This is a genomic window from Prolixibacter denitrificans (assembly GCF_003014495.1).
In the GTDB taxonomy this organism is placed as follows: Bacteria; Bacteroidota; Bacteroidia; order Bacteroidales; family Prolixibacteraceae; genus Prolixibacter; species Prolixibacter denitrificans.
The window spans coordinates 192,687-217,734 of record NZ_PYGC01000006.1; the positions used below are offsets into that span (position 1 = coordinate 192,687).

Sequence of the window (25,048 nt, forward strand, 5' to 3'; positions counted from 1 at the left end):
GACGATAGGTAAATCAATCAATTCGATGAACAACAATGTGCTTTTTGAATGACTTATTACAAATGTAAGGAATTCGGGTAGAACATATGTTAATTAAAGAGCAGTGTTCACGCTACTTCTGTATTTTTATTGAGAATCTCCGTTGAGCAGTGTTGATACGTCTACTTGAAATCCCTTGACGGGAAAAGTTGTCCCTGAACAACCTTTCCGGGAGGAGCTTCTTTCGTTGGCATTCGTTTATGAACCGATCCGATATTACGTCCCCCGGTGTCCATACTCATCAATTCATTCAGGTTATAGCAGGTGTTGACCACCACATGAATGACTTCGCCTTCGATTTGTAGTTTCCCTGAGACCATAAGCAGCCTGGATTGAAGAATCTGTTTGCGGTATTTCTCGAATGTTTTTGACCAGACAACGAGGTTGGCAAAACCGGTTTCATCCTCGATGGTGATGAATAGCACGCCTTTGGCTGTGCCGGGACGTTGCCGGACGGTGATCAAACCACACACTTTCACAAATTGCCCGTTCTTCATTGAGCTTAATTCTGCCGTAGGCGTCACCTGCAATTCATTTAGCTTTCGCCGAAGGAAACTGACCGGATGGGCTTTCAGCGAAAGCGAGGTGCTGGCATAATCCTGCATTACGTGTTCTCCGAGTGTCATGCGGGGCAGTTCTGTAGCTTCCTCTTCGGTGCTTTGTGAAGGTGTCCCTTTGAATATCCCGGTGGGATGGTCGTGCAGGGCAGAAACTTCCCACAGTGCCTGTCTCCGGTCGAGGCCGATGGAACGGAAAGCATCTGCATCGGCCAGCCTTTCCAGCGCGGACGGCGGAACACCTGCATTCACCAAATCGTTGACATTTGGGTAGGGGATACTTCTTCCGGATACAAGCGCCTGCATGTCGTCTTCGCGTAAGCCTTTTACCTGCCGGAATCCAAGCCGAACCGTACGGTAGTGCCCTGATTGCTCTTCCAGCGTGTTGTCCCAATCGGAATGGTTGATGTCCACCGGCCTTACCTTTACGCCGTGCTTGCGGGCATCCATCACAATCTGTGCCGGACGGTAGAAGCCCATCGGCTGGCTGTTGAGCAGTGCGGTGGCGAATACGTCGGGGTAATAGCACTTGAGCCAGGAGGAGACATACACCAACAACGCAAAGCTGGCCGCGTGGCTTTCCGGGAAACCGTAACTACCAAAGCCTTCAATTTGCTTGAATACGCGGTTGGCAAATTCGAGGGTATAGCCGTTCTTTATCATACCATTGATCAGCTTTTCGCGATAGCGGCTCACTTTGCCTTTGGCTTTAAATGTGGCCATGGCTCTACGCAAACCATCGGCCTCGTCAGGAGTAAAACCGGCTGCAACAATAGCTATTTCCATGGCTTGTTCCTGGAATAACGGAACACCCAAAGTTCTTCCCAGAATACCTTCCAGCTCTTTCGATGGATATTCGACCGGCTCCTCACCGTTTCGTCGTTTTAAATAGGGATGCACCATGTCGCCTTGTATCGGGCCGGGTCTGACGATGGCCACTTCGATAACCAGGTCATAGAAATTACGCGGTTTCAACCGGGGAAGCATCGACATTTGCGCCCGGCTTTCAATCTGGAAAACGCCGAGTGTATCGGCATGGCCAATCATTTCGTACACTTTCGGATCGTCCTGTGGAATGTTGGCCAGAGTCAAGTCGAGATTGTAATGTTGCTTCGTCAGGTCGAAGGCTTTTCGGATGCAGGTCAGCATACCCAGTGAAAGCACATCGACTTTCATAAAGCCCAGTGCCTCGATGTCGTCTTTATTCCATTCGATGTTGGTTCGATCCTGCATGCGGGCATTCAGGATAGGGCACAACTCGTGCAGTTTACCCCGCGTGATGACAAATCCGCCCGTATGTTGTCCCAGCTGTCGCGGAAAGCCAATATACTGATCGGTTATCTCCAGCACTTTTTGCAGGTGCGGATCGTTGTGGTTGAAGCTATTGGTGGGAATCGCTTTCCCCGTGAACCAATCTTCGGTGAACTCGTGTGCCGATTTGGAAAGAACGTTAATAGCATCAGTGGAGAGTCCCATGGCTTTTCCCACGTCCCGCACGGCTCCTCTCCAGTGCACCTGCGTTACCGTAGCCACAATGCCGGCCCGATCGCGCCCGTATTTTTCGTAGATGTACTGCATGATTTCCTCCCGGCGCTCATGTTCGAAGTCCACATCAATATCGGGTGGCTCGTTGCGCGCATCGCTCATAAACCGGGCGAACAACAGCTTGAATTTCGACGGATTCACCGATGTGATGCCCAGACAATAGCAAACCACTGAGTTGGCTGCAGAACCACGTCCCTGGCACAAAATTCCCCTGGATCTGGCTTCACGCACATAATCATATACCGTCAGGAAATAAGACGCATAGTCCTTCCGACCGATGAACTCCAGCTCCATTTCAATGGTCTCCTTGATTTTTTCAGGAATTGTTCCTTCGAAACGCTCTTTAGCGCCTTCCCAGGTGAGGTGAACCAACTCTTCCATCGGTGTTCGCCCTTCACTGGTAATCTCTTCCGGATAGAGATATTTTAGTTCATCCAGCGAAAAACGACAGGCATTCGCTATTTCCTGTGTACGATAAATGGCTTCGGGGTACTGCCGGAAAAGACGCTGCATCTCTTCTACAGGTTTCAGGTAGCGTTCCGCATTCTGATGAAGCCTAAAACCTGCGGTGTGGATGGTGCATTTCTCCCGGACGCAAGTCAGGATATCCTGTAGTTCCCTGCGTTCCGGTGAATGGTAATGTACATTGTTGGTGGCTACCATCGGGATTCCCAACCTGTTTTCCAGCTGGGAGAGGCGGAACAGTCTCTTTTGATCATCTCCCGTGTAGGTGAAACTGGCCGCAAGATACAGGTCGTTTCCCAACGCTTCCTTATATTCTTCCAACGCCTTGACAAACTCCGGTTCGAAATCAAAGTCTGCATTAAGTGATGCCGGCGGTATCACGATGAATTTCATATCCCCGGCATACTGGTAAATATCGGCTTTGTACAGGTGACAATGCCCTTTTTCTGCCCGTAGATTTCCTGTCGAAAGCAACTCCGACAAATGCGCATAAGCAGAAATATTCGTCGGATAAGCCAGAAGGCTCGGTCCATCCAACAGGTCGAGACGGCATGCAGGAATGACGCGGATATTTCTGCCCCGGGCTTCTGCATGAGCGCGAACGATTCCCGCCAGGGTATTGCGGTCGGTAATAGCAATCCCTTTATAGCCCAGTTCTTCCGCCTTTTCAATTAGTTCTTCCGGATGCGAGCCTCCCCGCAGAAAGGTAAAGTTCGAGGTCACCTGTAGTTCCGTATAATTCATCATCTTGTTCTTTCCTTAGGCGAAAAATCCGTGAAGAAACCATCGGGGTTCTCCATTGCCATATGTTCCAAGCCTGAACAGCCAGTAACGCGCGCCGTTTTCATCTTCAACGTAATAGTAGTCCCTGGGTGGTCCCGTTTGGAGCCACCACTCCTGTTCGATCCTTTCCGGTCCGTCGGCTTTGGCCACTTTGATGAGGTTGCCTTTGTACCGGAAATGCAGCGGCGGATAATCGGGGAGGGCCACCATCACCTCGATAGGTTCGGGATGGGGCAAAAGATGAAGTGGTCTGGGACGGTCGGTGCGCCATGTGGTCTCCGGTTCTTCCACCAGGGAAGAAACTTCCTTAATCGAAGCTTCCGGCCAATGGTGTTCCAGCGGAAGGTACCGGTGAATGGATTTCATTCCCACTTTGCCGGCAATATTGTCCAGCAATTCAGCAATGGCTGCATGGTCGCTGTTTCCCATGCTCCATAAAGCTTCCTGTGTTTCGCTGACCTCTTCCACCAGCGTTGCTTCCAGCACAAACAGCTCGATTCCGAGTGCCGGTTCTATTTCCGGTATTTTAAGTTCGAATAACTTGAAGAGGTGTACTGCATTGCGTGATGCCCTGTTCGTGCCAATACTAATCTGTTCAACTTTTCCGTCAACGCGATAACCTTTGAAAGTACCCGTTCGCATCCCTTTTCCTTCGTTGAAAAAGCGTTCACATAAGGTGTCCAGCAAGCGTTGAAGGGCAATCTCAATTCCTTTGGCCGTTCGGATGGGTTCCAAAGCGGGTAGCCATTCCTGATAGAGCGGGGGAGGCTGCACCGGATTCAGAAGCTCCGGTTCGGTTCCCAACGCTTGTCCCAGCCGGGTAAGTAGAACATCACCAAAACGTCTGCGCAGATTGGTTCGGGGGATGCGGCTCAGCTGCCCGATTTGTCTGAAGCCAAGCTTTTCCAGGCGTTGCAGAATCGTAGTTTCAAGTCGCAAGGCTGAGGGTGGAAGTGAACGGAGAGCTTCAGCTTGTCTGCCGGGCTCAACGATGGTACCGTTTTTACCAAATCGTGCGATGGCCCAAGCGGCACCGATGGTATCAGCAATGGCTGCCTTTACATCGTATCCACCTTTGCGGAGACGAATGACGATCGACTTCAGATAGGAAAGTTCTCCTCCCCACAAGTGCGTGCAACCGGTGATATCCAGCATCAGGCCGTCGGGCGGATCGATGGCAGGCACGGGCGTATAGCGGAGAAACCATTCTGCCAGATCCTTTAGCAGTTTATCAGTCGTTACCGGATCGTCGGGGAATACTTCCACCGAAGGGAGTATGGCCCGCACGTCAGCTACGACCATGCCGGGAGCAATGCCTTCACGGTCTAAAGCCCGGCTGGAAGCTCTGACCACCATCCGGCCGTGTTCGGGAGCATACAGCAGAAAAGGCTTGTCCCGAAGTTCCGGATGGAGCCTGACCATCCGGTCCGTGGCCAGATGACGAAACCATATGGACAGATACCGTTTAGGCATAGTGTCTTTCTTTTTGTGGTAATCCGGGTTCCGGAACAGTTCGTTTAGGAACGGTGATATGCCTGAATACGCCATTTCTCCATTCGAACTGCCAGATGCCGGGTTGGCCGTTGCGAATCTTTTCCAGTTCCACTTCCCAGCGGGGAAATCCCACCCCGGGAAGTCCGTCAATTACCAGGCTGGGTAGTGGTTTGATTCTCCAGCGGGATACCGTTGCCAGTGTATTCTCCTTGCGGGGAAAATAGTGGTGCAAAAAGCCGGTGACCCGACTATCTTCCACTGCCAGCTGCAATCGTCTTGATTCGGCAAAGTTGATGTCTCTCAATTCGGCGACCACCGCTGCAAGTGAGTTACATTTCAACGCTTGCTCCATGACCCAAAGAGCATCTTTATCCCGTCTGACATCGATAAAGATGATTCGATGCGGTTCGATTCCGAAAAATTTCAATGTTGACGGAAACAATCTGCGCCCGGAGCTAACCCACAGACAAATGCCATCCTGCTTCATGAGCGTACTCAAAAGTCCGGAAATAAAACCGTTGGTTGCCGAGAAACTGGTCTGGGTAGGACTGATGAACTCGTGCACCGCCCCAACAGGAAAAGTACCTCCCGGAAATGCCGCATTCATCGGTCTCAGGTTGAAATCAAACTGGTGACTATCCGGCCCCGAGCTGAACCCCTCCATGGCAAGTATCTTCTCTTTCAGCTGCTTGATAATTTCTTTTTTCCCAGCCAACTCTTTCATAATTAAAAATAATTACTAAATTTGTTATTATTAATAACAAATCACTGTTTCTAAATATAACAAATGAGGAGCAGATCACAAAAAATTTTTTTCGCCGGAAATATCAAATTTCTCCGGGAACGGAAGAGAATGAGCCAGGAAGCTCTTGCTGCAGAGTTGGGATTAACCCGAGCTAAACTGGCAGCCATCGAGGCCGGTAACACGAAGTCACCGCAACCGGAAGATTACCTGAATTTTTCGGAGTTTTTCAAAATAAGCATCGACACGTTATTAAAAATCAACCTTTCCACTTTGGGCGAGATAAAGCTTCGGGAACTGGAGGCCGGAAATGATGTGTACATCCGGGGAGGTAACTTGCGGGTATTAGCCATCTCGGTAGATTCGTCTAACAACGAAAATGTGGAGTACGTTCCGGTAAAAGCGAAGGCGGGGTACATGGCGGGGTACAACGACCCGGAGTTCATCGCATCGCTGCCGAAATATTCCCTTCCCAATCTGCCAACACAAGGTACGTTTCGTATTTTTCCATCCACCGGCGATTCCATGCTACCGGTTCCGGAGAACAGCGATATTATTGCTCAATATGTGGAGGACTGGACAGCCATTAAGCCGGATACGCCTTGTATTGTTATCCTGAAAGGGCAGCAGGATTTTGTGTTTAAGATGGTGACGGTAAATAAGAAAGGTACGATCCTATTGAAGTCACTCAATTCGATGTACGAACCTTACTCCGTTGACGCCAGCGATGTGATGGAAATATGGCGGTTCTATGCCTATACCAGCAAGGAGTTTCCGGAAGCCCGGTCAGAAATGACAACGGTATTAACCGCCATCCGAAACCTGGAGGAGAAAATAGAACAATTGCCGGGCAAGTCCAAAGAAGACGCGAAATAGGAAAACCCCAACAGGCAACAAAGCATTTATGTGAAAGAACAAGCCCGATGCCTCCCGGTATTGCGCAACATAAAATTGAACTCCTATTCATGTAAATCGCTTATTTTTCCGTAAATTTAGTATAGAGTCGAGCCACTGAGCCACACTTCTGAAAGCGATATTTGTTCTTCCGGGAAAGATTACAAGCGGTAATACATCCTCTATCACAACCCTCTCAGGGGATACTTCAGGTAATTTCTACAAACCAAACCGATGCTACTATGAATAAAGATCAGATAGCCACCATGGAAATGTTTCTGGCTGTGGAGAAGGTTTGCAGTGAGTATCATTCCCTTTGGCGTAACCACTATGGATTTCGTTCGGCTTTTCATCTTTTTTCCGGGCGTTTACTTTACATCCGGCAAATTGTCCACAAAATGGAATCGTTGTATGTTTTGCCGAAAAAAGATTCAGTTGTTTTCAGGAAACGACTGGAGGAACTGACCATTCGGATTTCCAAAAATCTACTGGTGTATGCATTAACGCAGGACGATCACAAGTTGATTGACAAACTGGATTACCTTTCGTCCGATTTTAGTGAGATTACCTGTGACGATTTATTGCGAAAAAGCCAGGATATATTGGATATCAGTGTACAGCATTACAGCGAACTTCGTACTTATTTTATTACACTGGCACATTTGGCCGAAATGGAGGAGAGCATCGAAAAACTGCGCTATTGCACCGGAGGAGAATCAATCACGATTCAAACCCGGGAAAAACTTTACGACAAGCTCGATGACTTGATGCTGGAGGCAAGGAAAGTGTTGAAAGAGCATCTGGATGCCCAGTCGATGATGTTTCGCTGGGTGAATAAAGACTTTTACGAAGCCTACAAAAAAGCCCGGGGAATACGAACGGCTTATTCTATTCCTTTGCAGGGAACTGTGATTGATGATGCGACGCATCTTCCGGTAGGGAATGCAGATATCACCATACGCGAACTGAAACTGACCCGGCACATATCTCCACTTGGACATTTCCGATTCTATAATTTACCTCCCGGACAGTATCATGCCAAAGTGCACAAGTATGGTTATGAGGACAGCGAGGTGGAGGTTGAGGTGCAAAAAGAAGAAGGAACCAGCATGGATATTTTGATTCACCACATCTGATTCCTCCTTTAAAATCTTTACTAGCTGAACTTATTTCTGGTACTTCAGCAGTTTTTCCAGTAAATCACCGGCGGTGGTTACATCCAACCGTTTGGCGATGATTTTTTTGTTCTTGTCGAGTATGTAAAGGGTCGGTGTGCTGTGTACATCGTACAGAGCATGAAAGTTGGAAATCATATCCGGATCCCAAACATTAATCCAATCGTACAATCCGTGGTCATCGATGAATTTCTGCCAATCTGCCTTTTCGTCCGGTTGAGTTAAAACGGCGTACACTTCCACTCCTTTTGGATGCAATTCCTTGTAAACCTTGTCGTACAAAACCGGAGTCTGTTCCTTGCAATGATTACAGTCGGGTTCCCAGAAGTACAGGATGGTATATTTGGCGTTTACCTGGTGCAGGCTGAAATACTGACCATCGGCATTGGGAAGCTTCAATTCGGGCGCCGTATTTCCAATCAGGTTGGGACGCGTCACATATACCTTATCTCTGATTTTAGCCAGCATGGTTGAATCGGCCCAACTTGCCTTGCCATTCAGGAAGTATGCATCGGCAATCTTCACAAAAACCTTGTCCATGCCCATCACCTGAGAATTAGCACTGTGCGTCAGCACGTAATCGGCCATGAACCGGAACATGTTCTCGTTGGCTTTCGATTTGTCAATCAACTTTTTGGCCGGACCGATAATCGAATCGGGATTTTGTATCAGCACTTTGTCGAAATAGGTATCCAGTCTGTTTTTAATCAGCGGTGTACGAATCAGACCTTCCTGTGCGAAGTTGAAATTGTCCCAAAAATGATCCCGTCGGAATGCATATTCTTTGACCCACTTCACAGAATCAGGATTGGAAACACTGGCCGGCACTTTTATATCTCCCGGACGGGGAATAACCATGAAGTGCATGAAATCAGCGTAAAATGTTCCCTTGTACTTATCGGCCTGTTTATCCCAGTAATTCTGCATTTGCTTGTTCAGGGCCATCATCCTGTTGCGAATTTGCTTCGCAGAATCAGCATTGGAATGGTATTTCTGCATTTCCTGTTGCAGATTCATTTGAATTTTACGCTGCTGCGCCAGGAAACGTTGATATTCCTGAAATGCTTCTGTTTCCGGTGCACCGGAAAAGTGTTGGCTTTCGCCGTTTTGAAAACCGCCCGAAATGGAGAAGGTCTGATCATTTCCTACCAGAAAATCAAAATAATGGTCTTTGTCGAGATACAGCAGGTAAAAGCCTTTGTCCAACGTTGAATCTCCTGCTAATGTGGCGTGTCCCTGCGCATCGGTTTCAGTGGAATCGATTCGGAAAATTCGATCTCCATAATAGCTGGCCAAATAAATACGCGTATCTTTCTGCTTCGGTAGCGAAAGTTTTATTTGGTAACCTTCGGCAACTACCACTTTGGCAGCCAATAAAAAAGCCACGATCGTAAGTGGCAGATATTTTTTTATGTGAAACATTTCAGTTAATTTTTGCATGATTGCGAATCGGATTTCGGATTTGCAACTTAGTAAAAACAATTGCAATTCCCATGATTTCAATATTGATTCCAAGCTTTCAGAATAATTGTCTTCTGCTGATCAAAACGTTGCATGAGCAGGCTGTATTGTGCGAAATACCTTTTGAAATCATTGTTGGGGAAGATGGGCCGGTTCCGGTTTTCGAGCTTGATAATGAATTTGCTTATGTCCGAATCGAAACGTCGCCCACAAATTCAGGCCGGGCTGCCAACCGTAATCGCCTCGCGGAAATGGCGCAATATCCTTACCTTCTTTTCATTGATGCTGATGCAGAGATATTCAACCCTGAATTTCTGAAAAACTATATTGCCTACGCGGACGATGTGGATGTGGTGTGTGGCGGAACTGCTTATTTATATGAACCGCCGGTTGAGGAGGACAAGCGGCTACGGTGGAAATATGGGATACATAGGGAGCAATTATCTTCAGCAGAACGCAATCAGCGGCCTTTCGATTCGTTTTCGGCCTTCAATTTCCTGATAAGAAAAGAGCGGTTTGAAAAGATTCGTTTTTCAGAAGAAATATCCCGTTACGGACATGAGGACACGCTGTTAGGTCAGGAACTGAAAAAGTCGGGAGCGAGTGTTCTTCATATCGATAATCCGGCCTTTCATACAGGTATTGACGATACGGTTACATTTCTTGCGAAAACCCGCGAAGGAGTTGAAAACCTGGACGAACTGATGAAGAGCAAAAGTGATTTTGATTCATCCGGCGTAAAGGTTCTGCGCTACTTTCGTTTTCTGAAAAGGTTTGGGTTGCAGAAGTTAATGGCGAAAATGTATCAGAATTTTCATGTAAAATGGGAAAAGCAATTATCCCGCAGAGGAGGGCCCTTGTGGTTGTTCGACTTGTACAAGCTCACCTATTTATTCTTCATAAAAAAAGCCGGTCGGAAACCGGCCGGCTAAAAAGTTCGCATTCGAAGTTATTGCATTAAGGAAATACTTCCGTAACGGCTGGAAATATCAACCTTAGCTTTGGGAGCACTTTCATTTCCTATGATTCCATCCACTTCGTAACTGGTATTCTCTTTCATCCGGTTCAACCGGTTGCTGTCCGGGTGTTTCAGATTGCAATACTGAACCTCTCCGTGAAGATAATACGAGGCATCGGGAGCAATTCCCAGCTTGATGCTGGCGTATTTGTTGGTTACATGGATGCTGTCAAATCCGGCGGGTATTTCGCCAATTTTAATGGCTCCGTAGCCGTTGTCCAATTGTAAAGTAGAATTCAGCTTGTCGGCTTTTATGTTGGTGTACATCGACTCAGCAACCAAGGTATTGAGTTCACCCAACTCAAAGTCGTCGTAACGTGAATCAGCTTTCAGATAATCACAATTGTCCACTTTCACGACTGAGTAGCGACTGTCGACTGTCAGTTTCTTTCCTTTGGTCAGGAATAATTTGGAATAGCGCAGATCTGTATTCAGGTCGTCGGTTTCGTCAACCTGGGCTTTGCTGTAAGCCAAATCGAAGCTGAGCGATGGCGAATTCAGTTTTTTAGCGGTGAGATTACCGTACTTGATTTCGAATTCACCTTTACCGGTCAGGTTATTCATAGCAACATTTCCGTAACGTTGCTCAACCTTCAGGTCACGGTCGGCCGGAATGGAAATATGGTAATCGATGCTGAATGTTTGCCGGGTTTTAAAATCCGACGTAATATCGGTTTCAGCGTACACCGTACCACCATCCTGATGAATGGAGACATCGATTTTATTCAGCAATGCTTTGGCTTTGTCTTCGGGCAGACCTTCGACCCAAATGTCTACATCGACTACAACTGAATCGCTGCGAACATCGTCGATATAGATATTGCCAAATTTATTGTTGATATTCAGCGCTTTTACCGAGTTGATATCAAAACTCTGGTACACTTTCTTGGTTGTTTTCTCAGCAAATGCCTGGCTGGCAAAGAGAATAGCAACCAGAAACAGTAAGTTATATTTGAACGTTTTCATGAGATGATGATTTTTTTTGTATTGATGCATTTTTTAAATCGTTGAGTATCGTATTAATAATTGCCAGTTTGGTCTGATAGTGCTCAATCATGGCATTTAAAATCCGTTCGTCTCCCGGATTGGCTTTCAGCTCTTTTTGCAAATTCCGGTAAAGGTTGTCCATTTCGGTCAGTTCCTTTTGAATTTCTTTTACTTCCTTCGGTGACTCAACCCCTTGTTTGGCCATTTTTTGCAATTGACTAATGCCGTCGTTAATTCGGGCTGTATAGTACAACTGGGCTTCATTGAATTCTCCGGGAACTTCTTCTGTTTGGCTTATGGCCTGGCTCCGGTCCTGTGCCGGATGGAACCAATACATTACCAGATTGGCTGATAGCAACAGGATGATGGCAACTGCTGCCACCCGGCTGAACCGCGAAACAAACAACTTCTTCCGTTTGGTTTTTCTTTCGGCTTGCGCTAGTCGGTTCTGGAAGCGTTCGAAATGGCCTTCTGCAGGTTCTTCCAGAAAATCGTCCCTTCTATCCTTTATTATTTTATCCAGATTATCCATAATCAGATGATTGCCACGTTATTTTTACTTCTTCTGTTTATCAAAATCTCTTTTAGTTTATTGCGCGCCCTCAGAAATTGCGAACGGCTGGTAGCGTTTTTAATTCCCAAAATCTCGCTCACTTCCTCGTGGTCGTATCCCTCAAACAAAATGAGTGAGAGCACCACCCGGTATCCGTGCGAGAGTTCATCCATCGCCTTCTTTATTTCGTCAACCGAAATATTTTCCTCCATTTCGGGCTCGCTACCATTGTCTGGTAACCTGTTTTCGTTGGCCGAAAGTTCATTAAAGACCATTTTCCTTTTCTTCAGGTAGTCGATGGAATGATTAATGACAATTCGTTTCAGCCAGGCTCCGAAGCTTACTTCGCCCTCATAAGAATTTATTTTTCTGAACACTTTAAGAAAAGCTTCCTGCATGACATCTTCCGCATCTTCCACATTGCCGACGATTCGCAAACTGGTATTGTACATTGCTTTGTAGTACAGTTTGTAAATTTCGAACTGAGCTTTGGCATCGTTAAGCAGGCAGCGGTCAATCAGGTGCTGATGAATATTTATCGCTTTTCTTTTCAATTTACTTTATCCTTCTGTTTGAATGACGAGACGATTTCCATTGTGTTGCATGGTGGAAACATAAAATTCATATTTTGAAACAGGGTATGCAAGAAATACCGCGAATATAACGGTAGAAATGGCTATTTTTGTTTTAAATAGACTAACTAATGAAAGATTACGATCACCGGATGCATACGGCCGAGCATATTCTGAATCAGACGATGATGCGCATGTTTGGTTGTAACCGGGCCTTTGCCAGTCACATAGAGCGCCGGAAATCGAAATGTGATTACCGGTTTAATCGTCCGCTCACCACGGATGAAGAAAAAGATCTTGAACTTCGGGTGAATGAGGTTATTGCCTGGAACTTGGCAGTAGCATACGAAATGGTCACATACGATGAGGCGGCGGAGCGCTATAACCTGGATAGATTGCCGGATGAAGCCATTGATGAGGAACATTTGCGCATTGTGCATGTTGGCGAATACGATGCCTGTCCCTGTATTGGTGACCACGTTAATGAGACAAACGAAATTGGTACGTTTCATCTAATCTCCACATCTTTTGACGATGGTGTGCTTCGGGTTCGGTTTAAACTCAGCTAACGAATGTGTTCGTTTTCAATTTGTACTATCCTGAAACGTGATAAGTCGCTTCTATTTGTTGATAATATTTTTCATTAAATTAAGAAATGGGGTTCAAATTTTTTAAATTTGGTTCAGACCCTTAATAAATATTGAGAAGAAACCATTTTACGTTGTTATTGCAACTAACCTTGATAAAAATGAGAAGACACTTTACTCTGCCGGGATTACTTCGTGCCACGATGATGCTTTTATTGATTTCTATTTCTGTCGGTGCGGCTGCTCAGGAGCAGGACAGTACGCAGGCAAAACCAGAAAAGTATCATATCAGTCAACCCTGGTCTTTTTACATTAACGGAGGAGCCACCAATTATTTTAAAGCGATAAATAATGAATTGGATCCTTACTTCAATGCCTATTTTAATGAAATCACTCCGTTTGTGGGAGCGGGGATTCAACGGAAAATAAACGATGTATTTTCTATCGAAACGGAATATGAGTTTGGCTTTGCCCGTGCAATTGGCAATGATTATTCATATTATCACGATATCAATCTGAACGGGTTAATCAATTTTACCAACCTGCAGGCTAAAGATGTTTCGCAAAAGCGCTATGCGTTTTATGGTAAAGTAGGAGGTGGCGTCAATTTATTCGAGCCTTCTCCAAACATTGTTAAGCCCAAGGACAAATACAAAATTTCGTATCAGGTAGGCTTACTGTTCGATTATAACCTAACGCATCACCTGGGATTCCGTTTGGGAGCATCCTGGCGCGGACTGGATTCTCAGTATTATGAAGGTGGAAACGATAAAGACTACAAGTGGTTGAGAAATCCGAATTATCTGGTCGGTGAAGTTGGTCTCGTTTACAAATTCGGAAAAAGAAGAGGGGAGAAGACAGCCGAGGATATGCTTGATTTGGATAAGAAATTTGGTTTGAAAGAAGTTCCACTCGCTGTGAATTCGGAGAAAAAGCTCTTACCCGGACACGAATATCATTTGGATATCAAAATTCAGAAAGGTGATTTGACTACGCCGGGAATGTTGAATATTCCACTGCCGAAAGGTATATACGCCTGGGATGATTCGACAAAGAGTTACACAAAGACGGATATTCATGTCGATTATCCGCAATTGCCCAAAGGTTCAACCATGATGTTGAGCTATAAGATTCTTCCGCTGAAAGATTATAGCGGGGCTCAAGAGATTGACGGACATTTTGGTTTCTACCGTACCGGTGACGATAACGTAAAAATAAGTGGTCATTTGTATAAAGATGCTGTTTATCGTTTTGCTGTTCAGGTTGGAGCTTTTGCTCAGTATCATTATACCGCTGGGGAATTGGCGAGAATACTTCATCTGACAGAACCAATTAAGAGTGAAGAGCAGGACGGTTACCTGAAATTTACTTTGGGAACCTTTGATACTTACCCGGAGGCTGAGGCTTTCAAGAAACGCATCCGGAGGGATACGAAGATAAAAGATGCCTTTGTGGTTGGGTATAAGAATGGTGTTCGTCTGCGTTCCATTTCTGGTGAGTTCTACGGAGTATATGATGATAATTAAGATGTAGTCATTCAGTTATAGAGACAAAAGATAGTCTTGGGAGGAAAAGAAGGGCTTGGTCTCAGGCTGAATCGATAAGATAAATCAGAAAATATATCATAGAAAAAGGGTGATTTCCATTGGAAGTCACCCTTTTCTTTCTTGAATATTTGCCTTTTTATTCGATAAAACAAGTCTCTTATTATCGTATGACGATTTTACGTGTGACAATCTTGTCGGAGAAGAAAATCTTCACAAAATACACACCTTTAGGCGAATTCGTAAAGTCATATTCATGAATACCCTGGTCGATTTGGCCGGAGTACAATAACTGACCAGCCATATTGGTGAATTGCATATCCATCATTCCCTCGGCAGGAGCAATAACTTTAATGGAGAATGCGCCATTATTTGGGTTCGGGAAGACAATCACATCGGAGAAGTCAGATGTACCCAAATCGCCAGCGGTGAATTTCCCAAAATCACTGGTCGTGAAGGTGAAACTATGAGTCACTGGATTGAGTTCTCCATCGAAGCGCGGCCACATTTGTCCGTTATTCTCAAAGAAACGCATGGCGTAAATTTGAGTTGAATCACCAAAAACTTCTTCTGGTGCATAGTGAAAAGTCAGGTCGGCTTTTGGATTATCTACTCCGCTTACCTGCACATCCCAGTATTTTTCCAAATAGTTTTGTGGACTCGTATTAGCGTCCAGTTTTTCCGGTTTAACCGAAAGCATAACGATACTACTGCTGTAAAAAGTACCCGATTCCCAGGCAACATCTACCGGAGAATAATGCGCGCCTTTTGATGTACTTCCTACCGGGAAAGTAATATCCTCTTGCTGCGCCATACTTTTAATCAACCGACCGGTTCCGGATGTAATGACCATTGACTGATTTCCCGGTGTTCCGGAAGTAACCGCATTGGAATAAAGGACTAAATCCTGGTCACCGACATCGAGATATCCTTGTTGGAAATTCAAATCGTTGATAATGCGAACATTGGTTTGCAGAAGCGTTGTTCCTGTTCCATTAAGCTCCAGATTGTATACCAGAAACGGATTGGATGAATTGCTGCTGATAACTTGTGTTCCTGTCCCCGTTAAAATCAGGTATCCTTCGGATATACGGAATAGATTGTCGGAATGATTAATGATGTCACCCGAAATGCTGAGATTTCCGTTTAACTGAATTTTGGGAGCGATATTATTGGACGGCTCACTAAGCATGGAACCCTGAATATTCACGTCAGCGCCTTTGGTAATCACGATCTGTGCACCACTGTTATGAAAAACAGCTTGCTGTGCATTTGCTTGTGATGTAAACAGAAGTGCAAAGGCAAGAAGAAGTGGTATGTAGATGAGTCTACTCATTATTGAATAACAAATTTCCGGATGGCGTAAAACTGGTATTTGCTTGATTTCAATTGACCTGCAGTGATAGCTGTTCCGGTTGAACCATCGAATGCTACGGCTTTCGATGCATCAACTTCTGTTGAAGTCCAGTAATAAGCTGACTGGATAAATCCTGAAGGCAATTGGGCTTGTGCCGCATATAATAAAGCCATTTCCTCTTGAGAGGGTAGGTACCAGTCTGTTTTTAGTTCGTACGTATAACTTGCACAGAATGGTGCAGCATAGGTCGTATTACTTGCCAGCGCTGTATTGATCAGTGATGTATTGGATGATCCGTCAATGCTGGTTGCACCAATCATCTGGTCGATCGGTCCCCATTCAAGGCCATTAAATACTTGTTCTGCGACAACATAAACCTCATTGGTCGAGTTGTTGATATAGAAGATAATACCACCTTCCAGTTTATTTCCAACTTTGATTTCGGCTGGTCTGCCGGTATAGGTCATCCAGTGAGAACCATTGTAGTAAAGAGGTTGGTGTAGCGAAGTACAATATACCATCAAACCTTCAGCGGGTGAGGCTATGGCATCAATTTGCGCCAGCGTCATCCGTGGAGGAAGAAAACCCTGAGTAGTGGAATTTACTTCCATAATGGCTGATGCTTCCGGCTGAGTCGTTGCTCCAACAGTTACTTTACCATCTGTCGATATTTTGTTAAAGCCACTAACTGACTTATCACTTCCGGCAACGATTGCTTTATTCGCTTCTACGGTACCAGCCGCACCAAAATCAGCACTGGTAACCGAATTGTTTTCCAATGTCTGCACACGAGTGTCCAAACTGGAAATATTAGACTGATTGGTTTGGGCCGTTGTAGTAACCGCCGTTACAGCCTGATCGAGCAAAACGTCAGCGTTATTCAGGTCAGTAGCACTGGTGATAACGTTAGTTCCGGCATTGGCTGTATAGCTGCCGTCAGTTCCTAATCCAGCGCCGGCTTGAGTATTATCCAACTCGGCTTGAATGTTTGTCGCCTGTTGCTGTACATTAGCTACATCTTGAGAGAGTTGTGATACATTCTGATTGTTGGTTTGGACATCAGCCATTACTGAATTGATAGCCTGGTCCAACAGATTATCAGCGTTGTTCAAACTTGTGGCAGTTCCAATATAAGTTGCGCCACTGTTAGCCGAATAAGTTCCGTCGGCATTTAAACCGGCTCCGGCTTCAACCGCGTCTATTTCAGTTTGAGTGGATGTATTAGAAGCAAGATTGTTGACCTGCGTTTGCAGGTTTGAAATGTCAGAAGTATTTGTTGAAATATTGGATGTATTTGTGGCAATCGCATTTGTATTGTTTGTAACCCGTGTGTTTAAGTTGACAAGGGCAGCGCTGTTTGTTGCGGTAGAATTGGTAACCGTAGTCAATTGATTATCCAACAGTGAATCTGCTTCATTCAGTGAAGTTGCTGTTGAAATATACGTAGCAGTTGGATGATTAAGATAAGCGCCATCGGTTTCGTTTAATCCGGCTCCCTGTCGGGTCGCAATAATATTTACCATATAATTGGCATTGGTACCGGGTTGTTGGGCTATGGCCTGAAAAAGAACATCTATATCGTATAAGCTCTTATCCAAAATAGAGTCAGCGCTGTCATACGATGTCGCACTTCCGATGTAATGGGCAGAGGCTTGCGGAACATATTCTGTCGATGAGATACTTTTCCAGTCAGCGGCAGTGGCATCCCAATAATATAATCCAACATTGGGATAAAGTGCCGAAGCGGTTTTGTTCCAGACCAACAATCCTGTCGGTTTCGTTCCAACAACCGGATCGTTGGGAGCAACCAAGTCTACACGGGGGATAAGCAGACCTTTGGTATTGGAATAAATATCCAGAACTGCTGTTGAGTCCGGATTATGAGGTTCATCGCTTACTGAAACATTTTGAGCCACAGTGATACCGGGGGTGAAAAATAGAAGTAACCCGAACAACAACAAGTAAGTTACTTTCTCAGAATTTAGGATTTTCATGCTTCCGTATTTGTGAATTGGGTTAGTCAAACTGCACAATTTCTCGAATTTTGAGCTTGCTAACATAACATTTTTTTGGTAATTCAGAATTACCCTTTGCCTTTAATAACGTACCATAATGTCAAAAATTATGTAATTATGATAGAAAATAGAGAAAAGTAAGATGCATCGAATTAGCCTTGGGTAGCAATGTTGTTGTTACAGTTGTCGGATCGTCAGTTATTTAGCGGAGTACAGGTGAAATTGCACAACTATTAGGATAAATACAGCGCGCGTAAAAAAAAATTTCCGGAGATGTTTTCTACTTTTACGGGAAGTGAACTATTTGTAGTCGTTTTTCTTCAGAAATGATGGATATAATGAAGAATTGACTATTGGAAAAGAGCTCAAAATTTGTTCGGATAATGTCTAATTTAAAAATATATAAAGCGTCGGCAGGTTCAGGAAAGACCTTTCAGATTACACGCGAATATCTGAAGCTTATTTTTCAGGAACCGACTGCTTACCGGCATATTCTGGCGGTAACTTTTACCAATAAGGCTACAGCTGAAATGAAGGGGAGGATACTTAGTGAACTGTATCTGTTGGCTAGCGGACAAGCTTCTCAACATCTGGACACTTTGGCGACCGTTTCCGGGAAGACGGAAGAAACTATTCGGAGAAATGCCAATCAAATCTTAAAATCGGTTCTGCACGACTACTCGCGTTTTTCAGTGAGCACTATCGATAGCTTCTTTCAGCGTGTAGTGCGTGCTTTCACCCGGGAAATCAGGTTGCATGCTTCGTTTCGGACCGAATTGGATCATCGGGCCATTCTGGAAGAAGCGGTAGAACGTTTGTTCTTGGGTATTGATGACAACGAACTGCTTCGGGAGTGGTTCCTCGATTTTGCCGAGCAGACGCTGCAAGTCGGTCAGAACTGGAATTTTAAGCAGCACATTCTCGAGCGGGGAAGCGAAATCTTCGGAGAAGCGTTCCGAACATTCGATGAAGAACTGATTATCCGAATGGAGGACAAGGAATTTTTGGCCGATTATGGAAAGAAGCTGAAGAAGATTGCGGAGGAGTTTGATGAGCGGATGGCAGACATGGGCCGGAAGGGAATTGCTTTGATGACCCGTCATGGCTTGAAGCCGGAGTCCTTCAAATATGGCAAAACTTCATTTGCTTCATATTTTCCAAAATTAACGGAAGGGAAATACGAACCTGGTGCGCGGGTCATAAAAGCTGTTGACAATCTCGATGATTGGTCGACCAAAACAACTGGACCTTCTGTGAAGAATGCCATTGATGCTGCTTATGATGAAGGATTAAACAGTTTGCTAAAAGAAGCATTGCAATACTACAAGGATGAATTTCCGAAAGTGGAATCGGCAAACGCCGTTCTTCCCAACTTATATACATTAGGCGTTTTAACTGATTTGGCCTCCAAAGTCAAGGAGATATCGCTGGAAAAGAATATCCTTATTTTGAGTGATACAGCCCAGCTACTGAATAAAGTAATTGCCGGTAGCGATACACCCTTTGTGTACGAGAAGATGGGCTCGGTTTACCAGCATTTTATGCTTGACGAGTTTCAGGATACGTCGCGGATGCAATGGAATAACTTGAATCCGCTGGTGGAGAACTCCCTGGCGGAAGGCGGACAGAATATGGTGGTGGGCGATGTGAAGCAGTCAATTTACCGTTGGCGAAATGGTGACTGGAATCTTCTGGCCAATCAGTTGGAGCACGATTTTAGACACTATGGACTCGATAAGGTAACACTCGATACCAACTGGCGAAGCACCAAAAATGTTATCGACTTTAATAACATTGTCTTCAGGCAGGCCGCCGAATTTCTGCAGGAGGATGTTAACACTCAACTGGAATCTGCTGGTAATATTCTTGAGAGTAAAAGAGATTTTGAAAATTTGATAGCTAAAGCCTATGCCGATCATTTTCAGAAGTGTGCCAGAAGTGAAGGTGATGAGGGATATGTGCGCATCGACTTAATGGAGAATGAAGGAAGCAAGGAAGATTTTCGGCAAATGGCTATCGGCAGAACCATTTCGGACATTGAGAAGATGCAGGAACTTGGCTATGAACCCGGCGATATGGCTATCCTCGTCCGGAATAAAAGGGAAGGTGCAGAAATAGCCCGGGCTTTGCTGGAGAAAAAGCTGGCCAATCCTGATACATCTTACAGTTATGATGTGATTTCAAATGACTCCCTGTTTGTGGGCAATGCCGCTACCGTGAAGTTTGTCTTGAATTATTTTCATATTCTGGCCGGGCCGAAAAATAAGATCCGGGAAGCGGAGATGATACACGAGTTTTTCTATTATCTGCTTCCCTCGATGTCTCAACAAGAGCAGGCATTGTTGAAAAACGAAGGAAAACCACAGCTGGATTTATTCGGAGCGTCCAATTCGAATCAGGATGATATGGCTGATTGGTATTTCGATTACATGAATAACATGCCGGCACTGTTTAAGCCCTGGCTGGGAGATGAAGAAAGCGTAGCCTTGAAGAATGAACTGAGGGGATTGCCGCTGTACAACTTGGCCGAACGGTTGATTCGTGAGTTCCGATTGAATGCTATTTCAGGAGAATGGCCGTATTTACAGGCGTTCCTGGATATTTTGCTGGATTATACGCGAACTGAATCGGCCGATATCAACTCATTTATCGATTGGTGGGAGAGTACTGGGTATAGTAAAACGATTAGTGTAGCGGAAGAGCAGAATGCCATTCGGGTTTTGACGATTCATAAATCGAAGGGACTGGAGTTCCCTGTTGTCTTTATTCCGTTCTGCGACTGGCCGGTTTATCCTGACCCCAAACACGCTCCGCATTTGTGGTGTAAGCCTAAAAGCGAGCCCTTGAATGAACTGGCACTCGTCCCGGTGAAGTATAAAAAGAATCTGACCAATTCGTTGTTTGCAGAGGAGTACTTTACCGAGATGTTGTATAGTGCGGTCGACAATCTCAATTTGCTATATGTAGCGTTTACCCGTGCCAGAAATGCTTTGGTTGTTTATGGAGCGTATAATCCAAAACTCACGAAAGGAGTGGGGAATTCGATGTCAGGACTACTGCAGCGTATTTTCGAAAATCCCCCGTTGCTCGATTCGGAAGACCGGCAACACTACATCGATATTGCTGATTTTTGGAATATGGAAAGCAAGTCTTTCGAGTTGGGAGCACTCCAACCAACTGCACAAGAGAAGTCAACTACTGATTCGTTTGCCCTAACTAATTTTCAGTTGGGCGGGAAAGGTGATAGTTTAAAAATTCGGTTACATAGCCAGGATTACTTTGAAATAAAGCCGAGTAATAAGTTAGAGAAAGTGAACTATGGGCAGTTGATGCACGAGATTTTTGAAAATATCATCACGGCAAAAGATATAGACAAAGCGTTGAATCGGATGTTGTTCGAAGGAAAGATCGAACAAGCCGAATTGGAGCAACTAAAAGGTGAGATTACTGAAAAGCTGGAAGATAATGTTGTTCATTCGTGGTTCGATGGTAGTTGGAAGGTTCTGGCCGAGCGCGATATCCTTCGGGGAAAAGAACGGACCCATCGTCCCGATAGGGTAATGATGAAAGAGAACCAGTTGGTAGTAGTTGATTACAAGACCGGAAGTGAAAATGAAAAAAACCGGAAACAAGTAGCAGGCTATCTGACGGATATCCGGAAAATGGGATACACCCAAACGAAGGGATACGTATGGTATATTCAGGAAAATAAGCTGGTGGAGGTTGATTGAATTTCCTACAAAAATTGAACGTTCAAATAAAACTCATCATACAGATATGAAAAAAATTGTTAACCCATACGCGAAGGATACTTCCGGCGAATACCATTGTTTCGGCTGTTCACCCGGCAATCCGATTGGTTTGAAAATGCATTTTCACGAAGTGGAAGAAGGTGAAGTGATGTCGAAATGGATTCCTGAAAAGAAGTATGAGGGCTACCTCAATGTTCTGCATGGTGGAATTCAGGCAACCATGCTGGACGAAATTGCCAGCTGGGTGGTTTACACGCAATGTGGAACAGCCGGTGTCACCGCATCGATGGAAGTAAAGTATCAGCAACCGGTGCTGATTGATCAGGGGGAAATCACGTTGAAGGCGAAATTGGTAGACCAGAACCGGAGGTTGGCTACCATTCATGCACAAATTATCAATCACGAGGGAAAGGTTGGCAGTGAAGGTACCATCAGGTATTTCCTTTTTCCGGTTGAAAAGGCAAAGGAATCGATGAACTATCCCGGCAAGGAAGCCTTCTTTGAGGATAAGGAGAAGTAGCTGTTTTAAGGAATTTTAGGAAAACTTTTATCGGCTTAACACCTTTATCGACCATCTTTGTAAGTAAAGAGAGGAAAAAAATTTTTTCATACATTTTGGTCAGGCTTGGTTAAAAGAGGAAGGGAATTGCAGGCAGCAGTTCCCTTATTTTTTGCTGTCTGTTTTAATGGTTGAATTCCCGAAAATATTCTTGTCCCGCTCTTCTTTTTGATTGTTGGTGTTCATTACCTTTGTGATTAGGTTATTACCGAAAAAATGGTGTAATTATAACGAAGAAAAAATAGCGTTGTGAAAAAGGGGTTTTTGCTTTTTATCACGATGATTTTGCTGGCGGGCTGTCATCGGGGAAACAGGCTGCTTTATAAAGCAGAGAATTATAAAGTTTACGGTAATCGCGTCGTACAGGGCAAGTACAAGGCTAAAGTTATTTCGCCTACGAAAATGACATCCGATTACCAGAGCCCGGCCAATGAGAATTTCCCTAATTTCATTGAATTCAAGTTTGCGGTAAACGGAAAAGATAACGAGTTGCCGGTAGGGGTGAACCATACTTTTTTGTTGACTCCCGACAAAAAAGGCGTGGTTAAGCTGCCCATGATTGAATTTGGCCAGAAAGGCAAGGATGAGACGCAATCGAATCCAACAGGTAATTTGTCTGCCAACACCAAAATGGAAATCAGGCTCGATGCGCGAAACCTGATGAAGGATTTCAACGAGAAAGGATTTCATGAATTTTCGAATGGTAGTCGCATTTACAAGGATGATTTTAAAGGGATTTTTATTGCCGGAAATTTGTCTCCGTTAAGCTGGGATTTTGATAATCTGGCAACACGGAAGCAATTTCAACTAACCGACCCGGATGGCGACGGTATCTACACCATCACGGTAGTAATGAATCCTTACGAACCAGAAAATTTTACAGCAAAGAAATGGAGTCTTAAGAATGATATTTCCAGATATCCTCAATTGCATTCCGATATTCCCTTAGTTGATGCCATGTATAACTTATCGCTCGACGAGACGGTAAAAGATATCGAGTCTGACGGAACTTTCCGGACCGGTGAATCGTGGCCGGGCGTCTGGACGCGTGATGTGAGCTACAGTATTATTTTGGCGTATGCCTATCTGGAGCCGGAAGTAGCTAAAACCAGTTTGATGCGAAAAGTCAAAAACGGCCGGATTATTCAGGACACTGGGACAGGAGGTGCGTGGCCTGTGTCTTCCGATCGGAGCATTTGGGCAACAGCTGCCTGGGAAATTTACAAGGTTACCGGCGATCAGGAATGGCTGAAAGCGATTTATCCGATTATAAAAAACAGCGTTGACGACGACATTAAAACTCTGCTGAATAACCGGAATCACCTGATGATGGGGGAATCGTCGTTTCTCGATTGGCGCAAACAGACTTATCCTATTTGGATGAATGGTGTGGACATTTCTCAATCACGATGTCTCGGAACCAATGCAGTGCACTATCATACGCTGACGCTTCTTTCCCGCATGGCAACGATGATGGGTGATACAACGAATCGTTATGAGCAGTTAGCTGATTCCATCAAAGCAGATATGAATAGCCAACTGTGGATTCCGGAAAGAGGATATTACGGCCAGTATCTTTATGGTCGGAATAATTTCTCACTTTCGACCAGAAGTGAAGCGCTCGGGGAAGCCTTATCCGTTCTGTTTGGTGTAGCTGATACGGCCCGGGTGCGGTCTGTTTTAGAAAAGACGCCTGTCGTCGAATATGGAATCCCAACCATTTACCCGCAAATACCCGGAATTCCTCCGTACCACAATAACAGTATTTGGCCGTTTGTGCAGGCTTATTGGAACTGGGCGAATGCTCGTTTCGGGAATATGGCCGGGGTCGAACAGGGGCTTGCTGCACTTTACCGACCGGCGGCCCTCTTTCTGACCAACAAGGAAAACATGGTGGCCGGAAATGGCGATTTCAGAGATACACAGGTCAATTCTAACCGACAGTTGTGGAGTATTGCCGGAAATCTGGCAATGGTTTACCGCATTTTTCTGGGAATGAATTTTCAGGTAGATGGAATAAAGTTTACTCCCGTTGTTCCCAAAGCCTACCGGGGAAGTTTCGACGTGTCGAATTTCCGCTACAGGAACATGGATCTTTCCATTAAAGTCAAAGGTTTTGGCGACGAAATCAGCCATTTTTCCATCGATGGAAAAGATAGCAAAGAGCATTTCCTGCCGGGAAACCTGAGCGGAAAACATCAGGTTGTCATCGAGATGAACAATAAGATTCAACATGAGGGACGCATCAATCTCGTTACCAATCGGTTTTCACCGGCTGCACCAACGCAGGTGAAACTGAACGGAGAGTATCTCACCTGGCGACCGGTAAAAGGAGCAGATAGCTACACCGTTTATCGGAATGGTAAATTCTTCCAGATGGTTAGTGATACTTCCGTGCGAATTCCATTAACAACGCGGTTGGCAGAATACCAGGTAGAAACGCGCGGAAAGGCGGACAACTCATTTTTGAGCCATCCGGTCGACGTAATTTCGCCGCGAAGGGTAGTTAAAGTTGAGGCCGAAGCAGTCGCATCAAAATCATCGCTTGACTATCATGGTTACAGCGGAAATGGTTTTGTAGAGCTAACGAAAAGTAAAAACCGGAAACTGGTTTTTCACTTTACCGTAAACCACACCGGAAAATATACCATTGATTTCAGCTATTCAAACGGTTCCGGACCAGATAATACCGATAATAAATGTGCTATTCGTTCGGTAAACGTCGATAATTATTTTGCAGGTGTAGCGGTTTTCGCGCAACGAGGAAAAGACGAATGGTCGAACTGGGGCTGGAGCAATCCGATTCAGGTAGAATTGAAAGCCGGCAAAAATACGTTGACGCTTTCGCTGGAAGATTTCAATGAAAATATGAATGGAGAAGTTAACAAGGCCATGCTCGATTATATGCGGGTGCGTCCTCTGTAGAGGAGACAAGAATTTCAGGAATCA

Annotated in this window: 17 protein-coding genes; 8 read left to right on the forward strand and 9 right to left on the reverse strand. The window is 45.0% G+C overall.

Features of this window, described 5'->3' with window-relative positions:
* Positions 1-161: 161 nt before the first annotated feature.
* The 3 genes from CLV93_RS13020 to CLV93_RS13030 are packed head-to-tail and all read right to left on the reverse strand — an operon-like array spanning position 162 to position 5,607.
* Complete coding sequence (locus CLV93_RS13020) at positions 162-3,353, reverse strand: error-prone DNA polymerase (protein ID WP_211297837.1); 3,192 nt, start codon at positions 3,351-3,353, stop codon at positions 162-164.
* A gap of 12 nt (positions 3,354-3,365) precedes the next feature.
* Positions 3,366-4,862, reverse strand: coding sequence for a Y-family DNA polymerase (locus tag CLV93_RS13025; protein WP_106542634.1), 1,497 nt, complete (start codon positions 4,860-4,862; stop codon positions 3,366-3,368).
* Positions 4,855-5,607 (reverse strand): ImuA family protein, encoded by a 753-nt coding sequence (locus CLV93_RS13030; RefSeq protein ID WP_106542635.1) that lies wholly within the window; start codon positions 5,605-5,607, stop codon positions 4,855-4,857. The genes CLV93_RS13025 and CLV93_RS13030 overlap by 8 nt, the downstream gene beginning before the upstream one ends.
* Before the next feature lie 63 nt (positions 5,608-5,670).
* On the opposite strand from CLV93_RS13030, the gene CLV93_RS13035 reads away from it, so the two are divergent.
* Positions 5,671-6,501, forward strand: a complete 831-nt coding sequence (locus CLV93_RS13035) for an XRE family transcriptional regulator (protein WP_106542636.1) — start codon at positions 5,671-5,673, stop codon at positions 6,499-6,501.
* A 260-nt stretch (positions 6,502-6,761) separates the two neighbouring features.
* Positions 6,762-7,655, forward strand: coding sequence for a carboxypeptidase-like regulatory domain-containing protein (locus CLV93_RS13040; RefSeq protein WP_106542637.1), 894 nt, complete (start codon positions 6,762-6,764; stop codon positions 7,653-7,655).
* A gap of 30 nt (positions 7,656-7,685) precedes the next feature.
* Here the strand turns inward: CLV93_RS13040 and CLV93_RS13045 are convergent, their stop codons facing one another.
* Positions 7,686-9,116, reverse strand: a complete 1,431-nt coding sequence (locus CLV93_RS13045; RefSeq protein ID WP_170108939.1) for a TlpA family protein disulfide reductase — start codon at positions 9,114-9,116, stop codon at positions 7,686-7,688.
* 71 nt (positions 9,117-9,187) lie between these two features.
* On the opposite strand from CLV93_RS13045, the gene CLV93_RS13050 reads away from it, so the two are divergent.
* The gene (locus CLV93_RS13050; protein WP_106542639.1) at positions 9,188-10,087 is read left to right on the forward strand and encodes a glycosyltransferase family 2 protein; all 900 of its coding nucleotides are present in this window, start codon (positions 9,188-9,190) and stop codon (positions 10,085-10,087) included.
* Between the two features lie 17 nt (positions 10,088-10,104).
* On the opposite strand, the gene CLV93_RS13055 is transcribed toward CLV93_RS13050, so the two are convergent.
* Genes CLV93_RS13055 through CLV93_RS13065 form a run of 3 tightly spaced genes read right to left on the reverse strand, consistent with a single transcriptional unit; the run spans position 10,105 to position 12,267 of the window.
* Entirely contained in the window at positions 10,105-11,139 is a 1,035-nt protein-coding gene (locus CLV93_RS13055; RefSeq protein ID WP_106542640.1) for a hypothetical protein, read from the reverse strand.
* Complete coding sequence (locus CLV93_RS13060; protein WP_106542641.1) at positions 11,120-11,692, reverse strand: hypothetical protein; 573 nt, start codon at positions 11,690-11,692, stop codon at positions 11,120-11,122. The genes CLV93_RS13055 and CLV93_RS13060 overlap by 20 nt, the downstream gene beginning before the upstream one ends.
* Before the next feature lie 2 nt (positions 11,693-11,694).
* On the reverse strand, positions 11,695-12,267 hold the full coding sequence (locus CLV93_RS13065) for an RNA polymerase sigma factor (protein WP_211297838.1): 573 nt from the start codon (positions 12,265-12,267) through the stop codon (positions 11,695-11,697).
* A 149-nt stretch (positions 12,268-12,416) separates the two neighbouring features.
* Between CLV93_RS13065 and CLV93_RS13070 the strand changes: the two genes are divergently transcribed.
* Positions 12,417-12,854 (forward strand): alanyl-tRNA editing protein, encoded by a 438-nt coding sequence (locus tag CLV93_RS13070; RefSeq protein ID WP_106542642.1) that lies wholly within the window; start codon positions 12,417-12,419, stop codon positions 12,852-12,854.
* A 179-nt stretch (positions 12,855-13,033) separates the two neighbouring features.
* Positions 13,034-14,398 (forward strand): SPOR domain-containing protein, encoded by a 1,365-nt coding sequence (locus CLV93_RS13075; RefSeq protein WP_146142020.1) that lies wholly within the window; start codon positions 13,034-13,036, stop codon positions 14,396-14,398.
* A gap of 181 nt (positions 14,399-14,579) precedes the next feature.
* Here CLV93_RS13075 and CLV93_RS13080 read toward each other — a convergent pair whose 3' ends face one another.
* A complete protein-coding gene (locus tag CLV93_RS13080; RefSeq protein WP_106542644.1) occupies positions 14,580-15,752 on the reverse strand; it encodes a T9SS type A sorting domain-containing protein in 1,173 nt (390 codons plus the stop codon).
* On the reverse strand, positions 15,752-17,767 hold the full coding sequence (locus CLV93_RS13085; RefSeq protein ID WP_146142021.1) for a hypothetical protein: 2,016 nt from the start codon (positions 17,765-17,767) through the stop codon (positions 15,752-15,754). Before CLV93_RS13085 ends, CLV93_RS13080 begins: the two co-directional genes overlap by 1 nt.
* A 404-nt stretch (positions 17,768-18,171) precedes the next feature.
* Here CLV93_RS13085 and CLV93_RS13090 point away from each other — a divergent pair, with 404 nt between their 5' ends.
* From CLV93_RS13090 to CLV93_RS13100, 3 genes are all read left to right on the forward strand, one after another.
* Positions 18,172-21,519 carry a UvrD-helicase domain-containing protein gene (locus CLV93_RS13090; protein ID WP_106542646.1) on the forward strand — a complete coding sequence of 1,116 codons (3,348 nt, stop codon included), beginning with the start codon at positions 18,172-18,174 and terminating at the stop codon, positions 21,517-21,519.
* Between the two features lie 46 nt (positions 21,520-21,565).
* Positions 21,566-22,060 carry a PaaI family thioesterase gene (locus tag CLV93_RS13095; protein ID WP_146142022.1) on the forward strand — a complete coding sequence of 165 codons (495 nt, stop codon included), beginning with the start codon at positions 21,566-21,568 and terminating at the stop codon, positions 22,058-22,060.
* A 288-nt stretch (positions 22,061-22,348) separates the two neighbouring features.
* Positions 22,349-25,024 carry an alpha-L-rhamnosidase-related protein gene (locus CLV93_RS13100; RefSeq protein ID WP_211297839.1) on the forward strand — a complete coding sequence of 892 codons (2,676 nt, stop codon included), beginning with the start codon at positions 22,349-22,351 and terminating at the stop codon, positions 25,022-25,024.
* The last annotated feature ends 24 nt before the right edge of the window (positions 25,025-25,048 follow it).

Excerpts from the sequence above, each read along its gene's own strand:
- CLV93_RS13035 (WP_106542636.1), top strand. The coding sequence starts at position 5,671 with ATGAGGAGCAGATCACAAAAAATTTTTTTCGCCGGAAATATCAAATTT.
- CLV93_RS13070 (WP_106542642.1), top strand. The coding sequence starts at position 12,417 with ATGAAAGATTACGATCACCGGATGCATACGGCCGAGCATATTCTGAAT.
- CLV93_RS13085 (WP_146142021.1), bottom strand. The coding sequence starts at position 17,767 with ATGAAAATCCTAAATTCTGAGAAAGTAACTTACTTGTTGTTGTTCGGG.
- CLV93_RS13075 (WP_146142020.1), top strand. The coding sequence starts at position 13,034 with ATGAGAAGACACTTTACTCTGCCGGGATTACTTCGTGCCACGATGATG.
- CLV93_RS13055 (WP_106542640.1), bottom strand. The coding sequence starts at position 11,139 with ATGAAAACGTTCAAATATAACTTACTGTTTCTGGTTGCTATTCTCTTT.
- CLV93_RS13025 (WP_106542634.1), bottom strand. The coding sequence starts at position 4,862 with ATGCCTAAACGGTATCTGTCCATATGGTTTCGTCATCTGGCCACGGAC.
- CLV93_RS13020 (WP_211297837.1), bottom strand. The coding sequence starts at position 3,353 with ATGATGAATTATACGGAACTACAGGTGACCTCGAACTTTACCTTTCTG.
- CLV93_RS13090 (WP_106542646.1), top strand. The coding sequence starts at position 18,172 with ATGTCTAATTTAAAAATATATAAAGCGTCGGCAGGTTCAGGAAAGACC.
- CLV93_RS13080 (WP_106542644.1), bottom strand. The coding sequence starts at position 15,752 with ATGAGTAGACTCATCTACATACCACTTCTTCTTGCCTTTGCACTTCTG.
- CLV93_RS13050 (WP_106542639.1), top strand. The coding sequence starts at position 9,188 with ATGATTTCAATATTGATTCCAAGCTTTCAGAATAATTGTCTTCTGCTG.
- CLV93_RS13030 (WP_106542635.1), bottom strand. The coding sequence starts at position 5,607 with ATGAAAGAGTTGGCTGGGAAAAAAGAAATTATCAAGCAGCTGAAAGAG.
- CLV93_RS13060 (WP_106542641.1), bottom strand. The coding sequence starts at position 11,692 with ATGGATAATCTGGATAAAATAATAAAGGATAGAAGGGACGATTTTCTG.
- CLV93_RS13045 (WP_170108939.1), bottom strand. The coding sequence starts at position 9,116 with ATGTTTCACATAAAAAAATATCTGCCACTTACGATCGTGGCTTTTTTA.
- CLV93_RS13040 (WP_106542637.1), top strand. The coding sequence starts at position 6,762 with ATGAATAAAGATCAGATAGCCACCATGGAAATGTTTCTGGCTGTGGAG.
- CLV93_RS13095 (WP_146142022.1), top strand. The coding sequence starts at position 21,566 with ATGAAAAAAATTGTTAACCCATACGCGAAGGATACTTCCGGCGAATAC.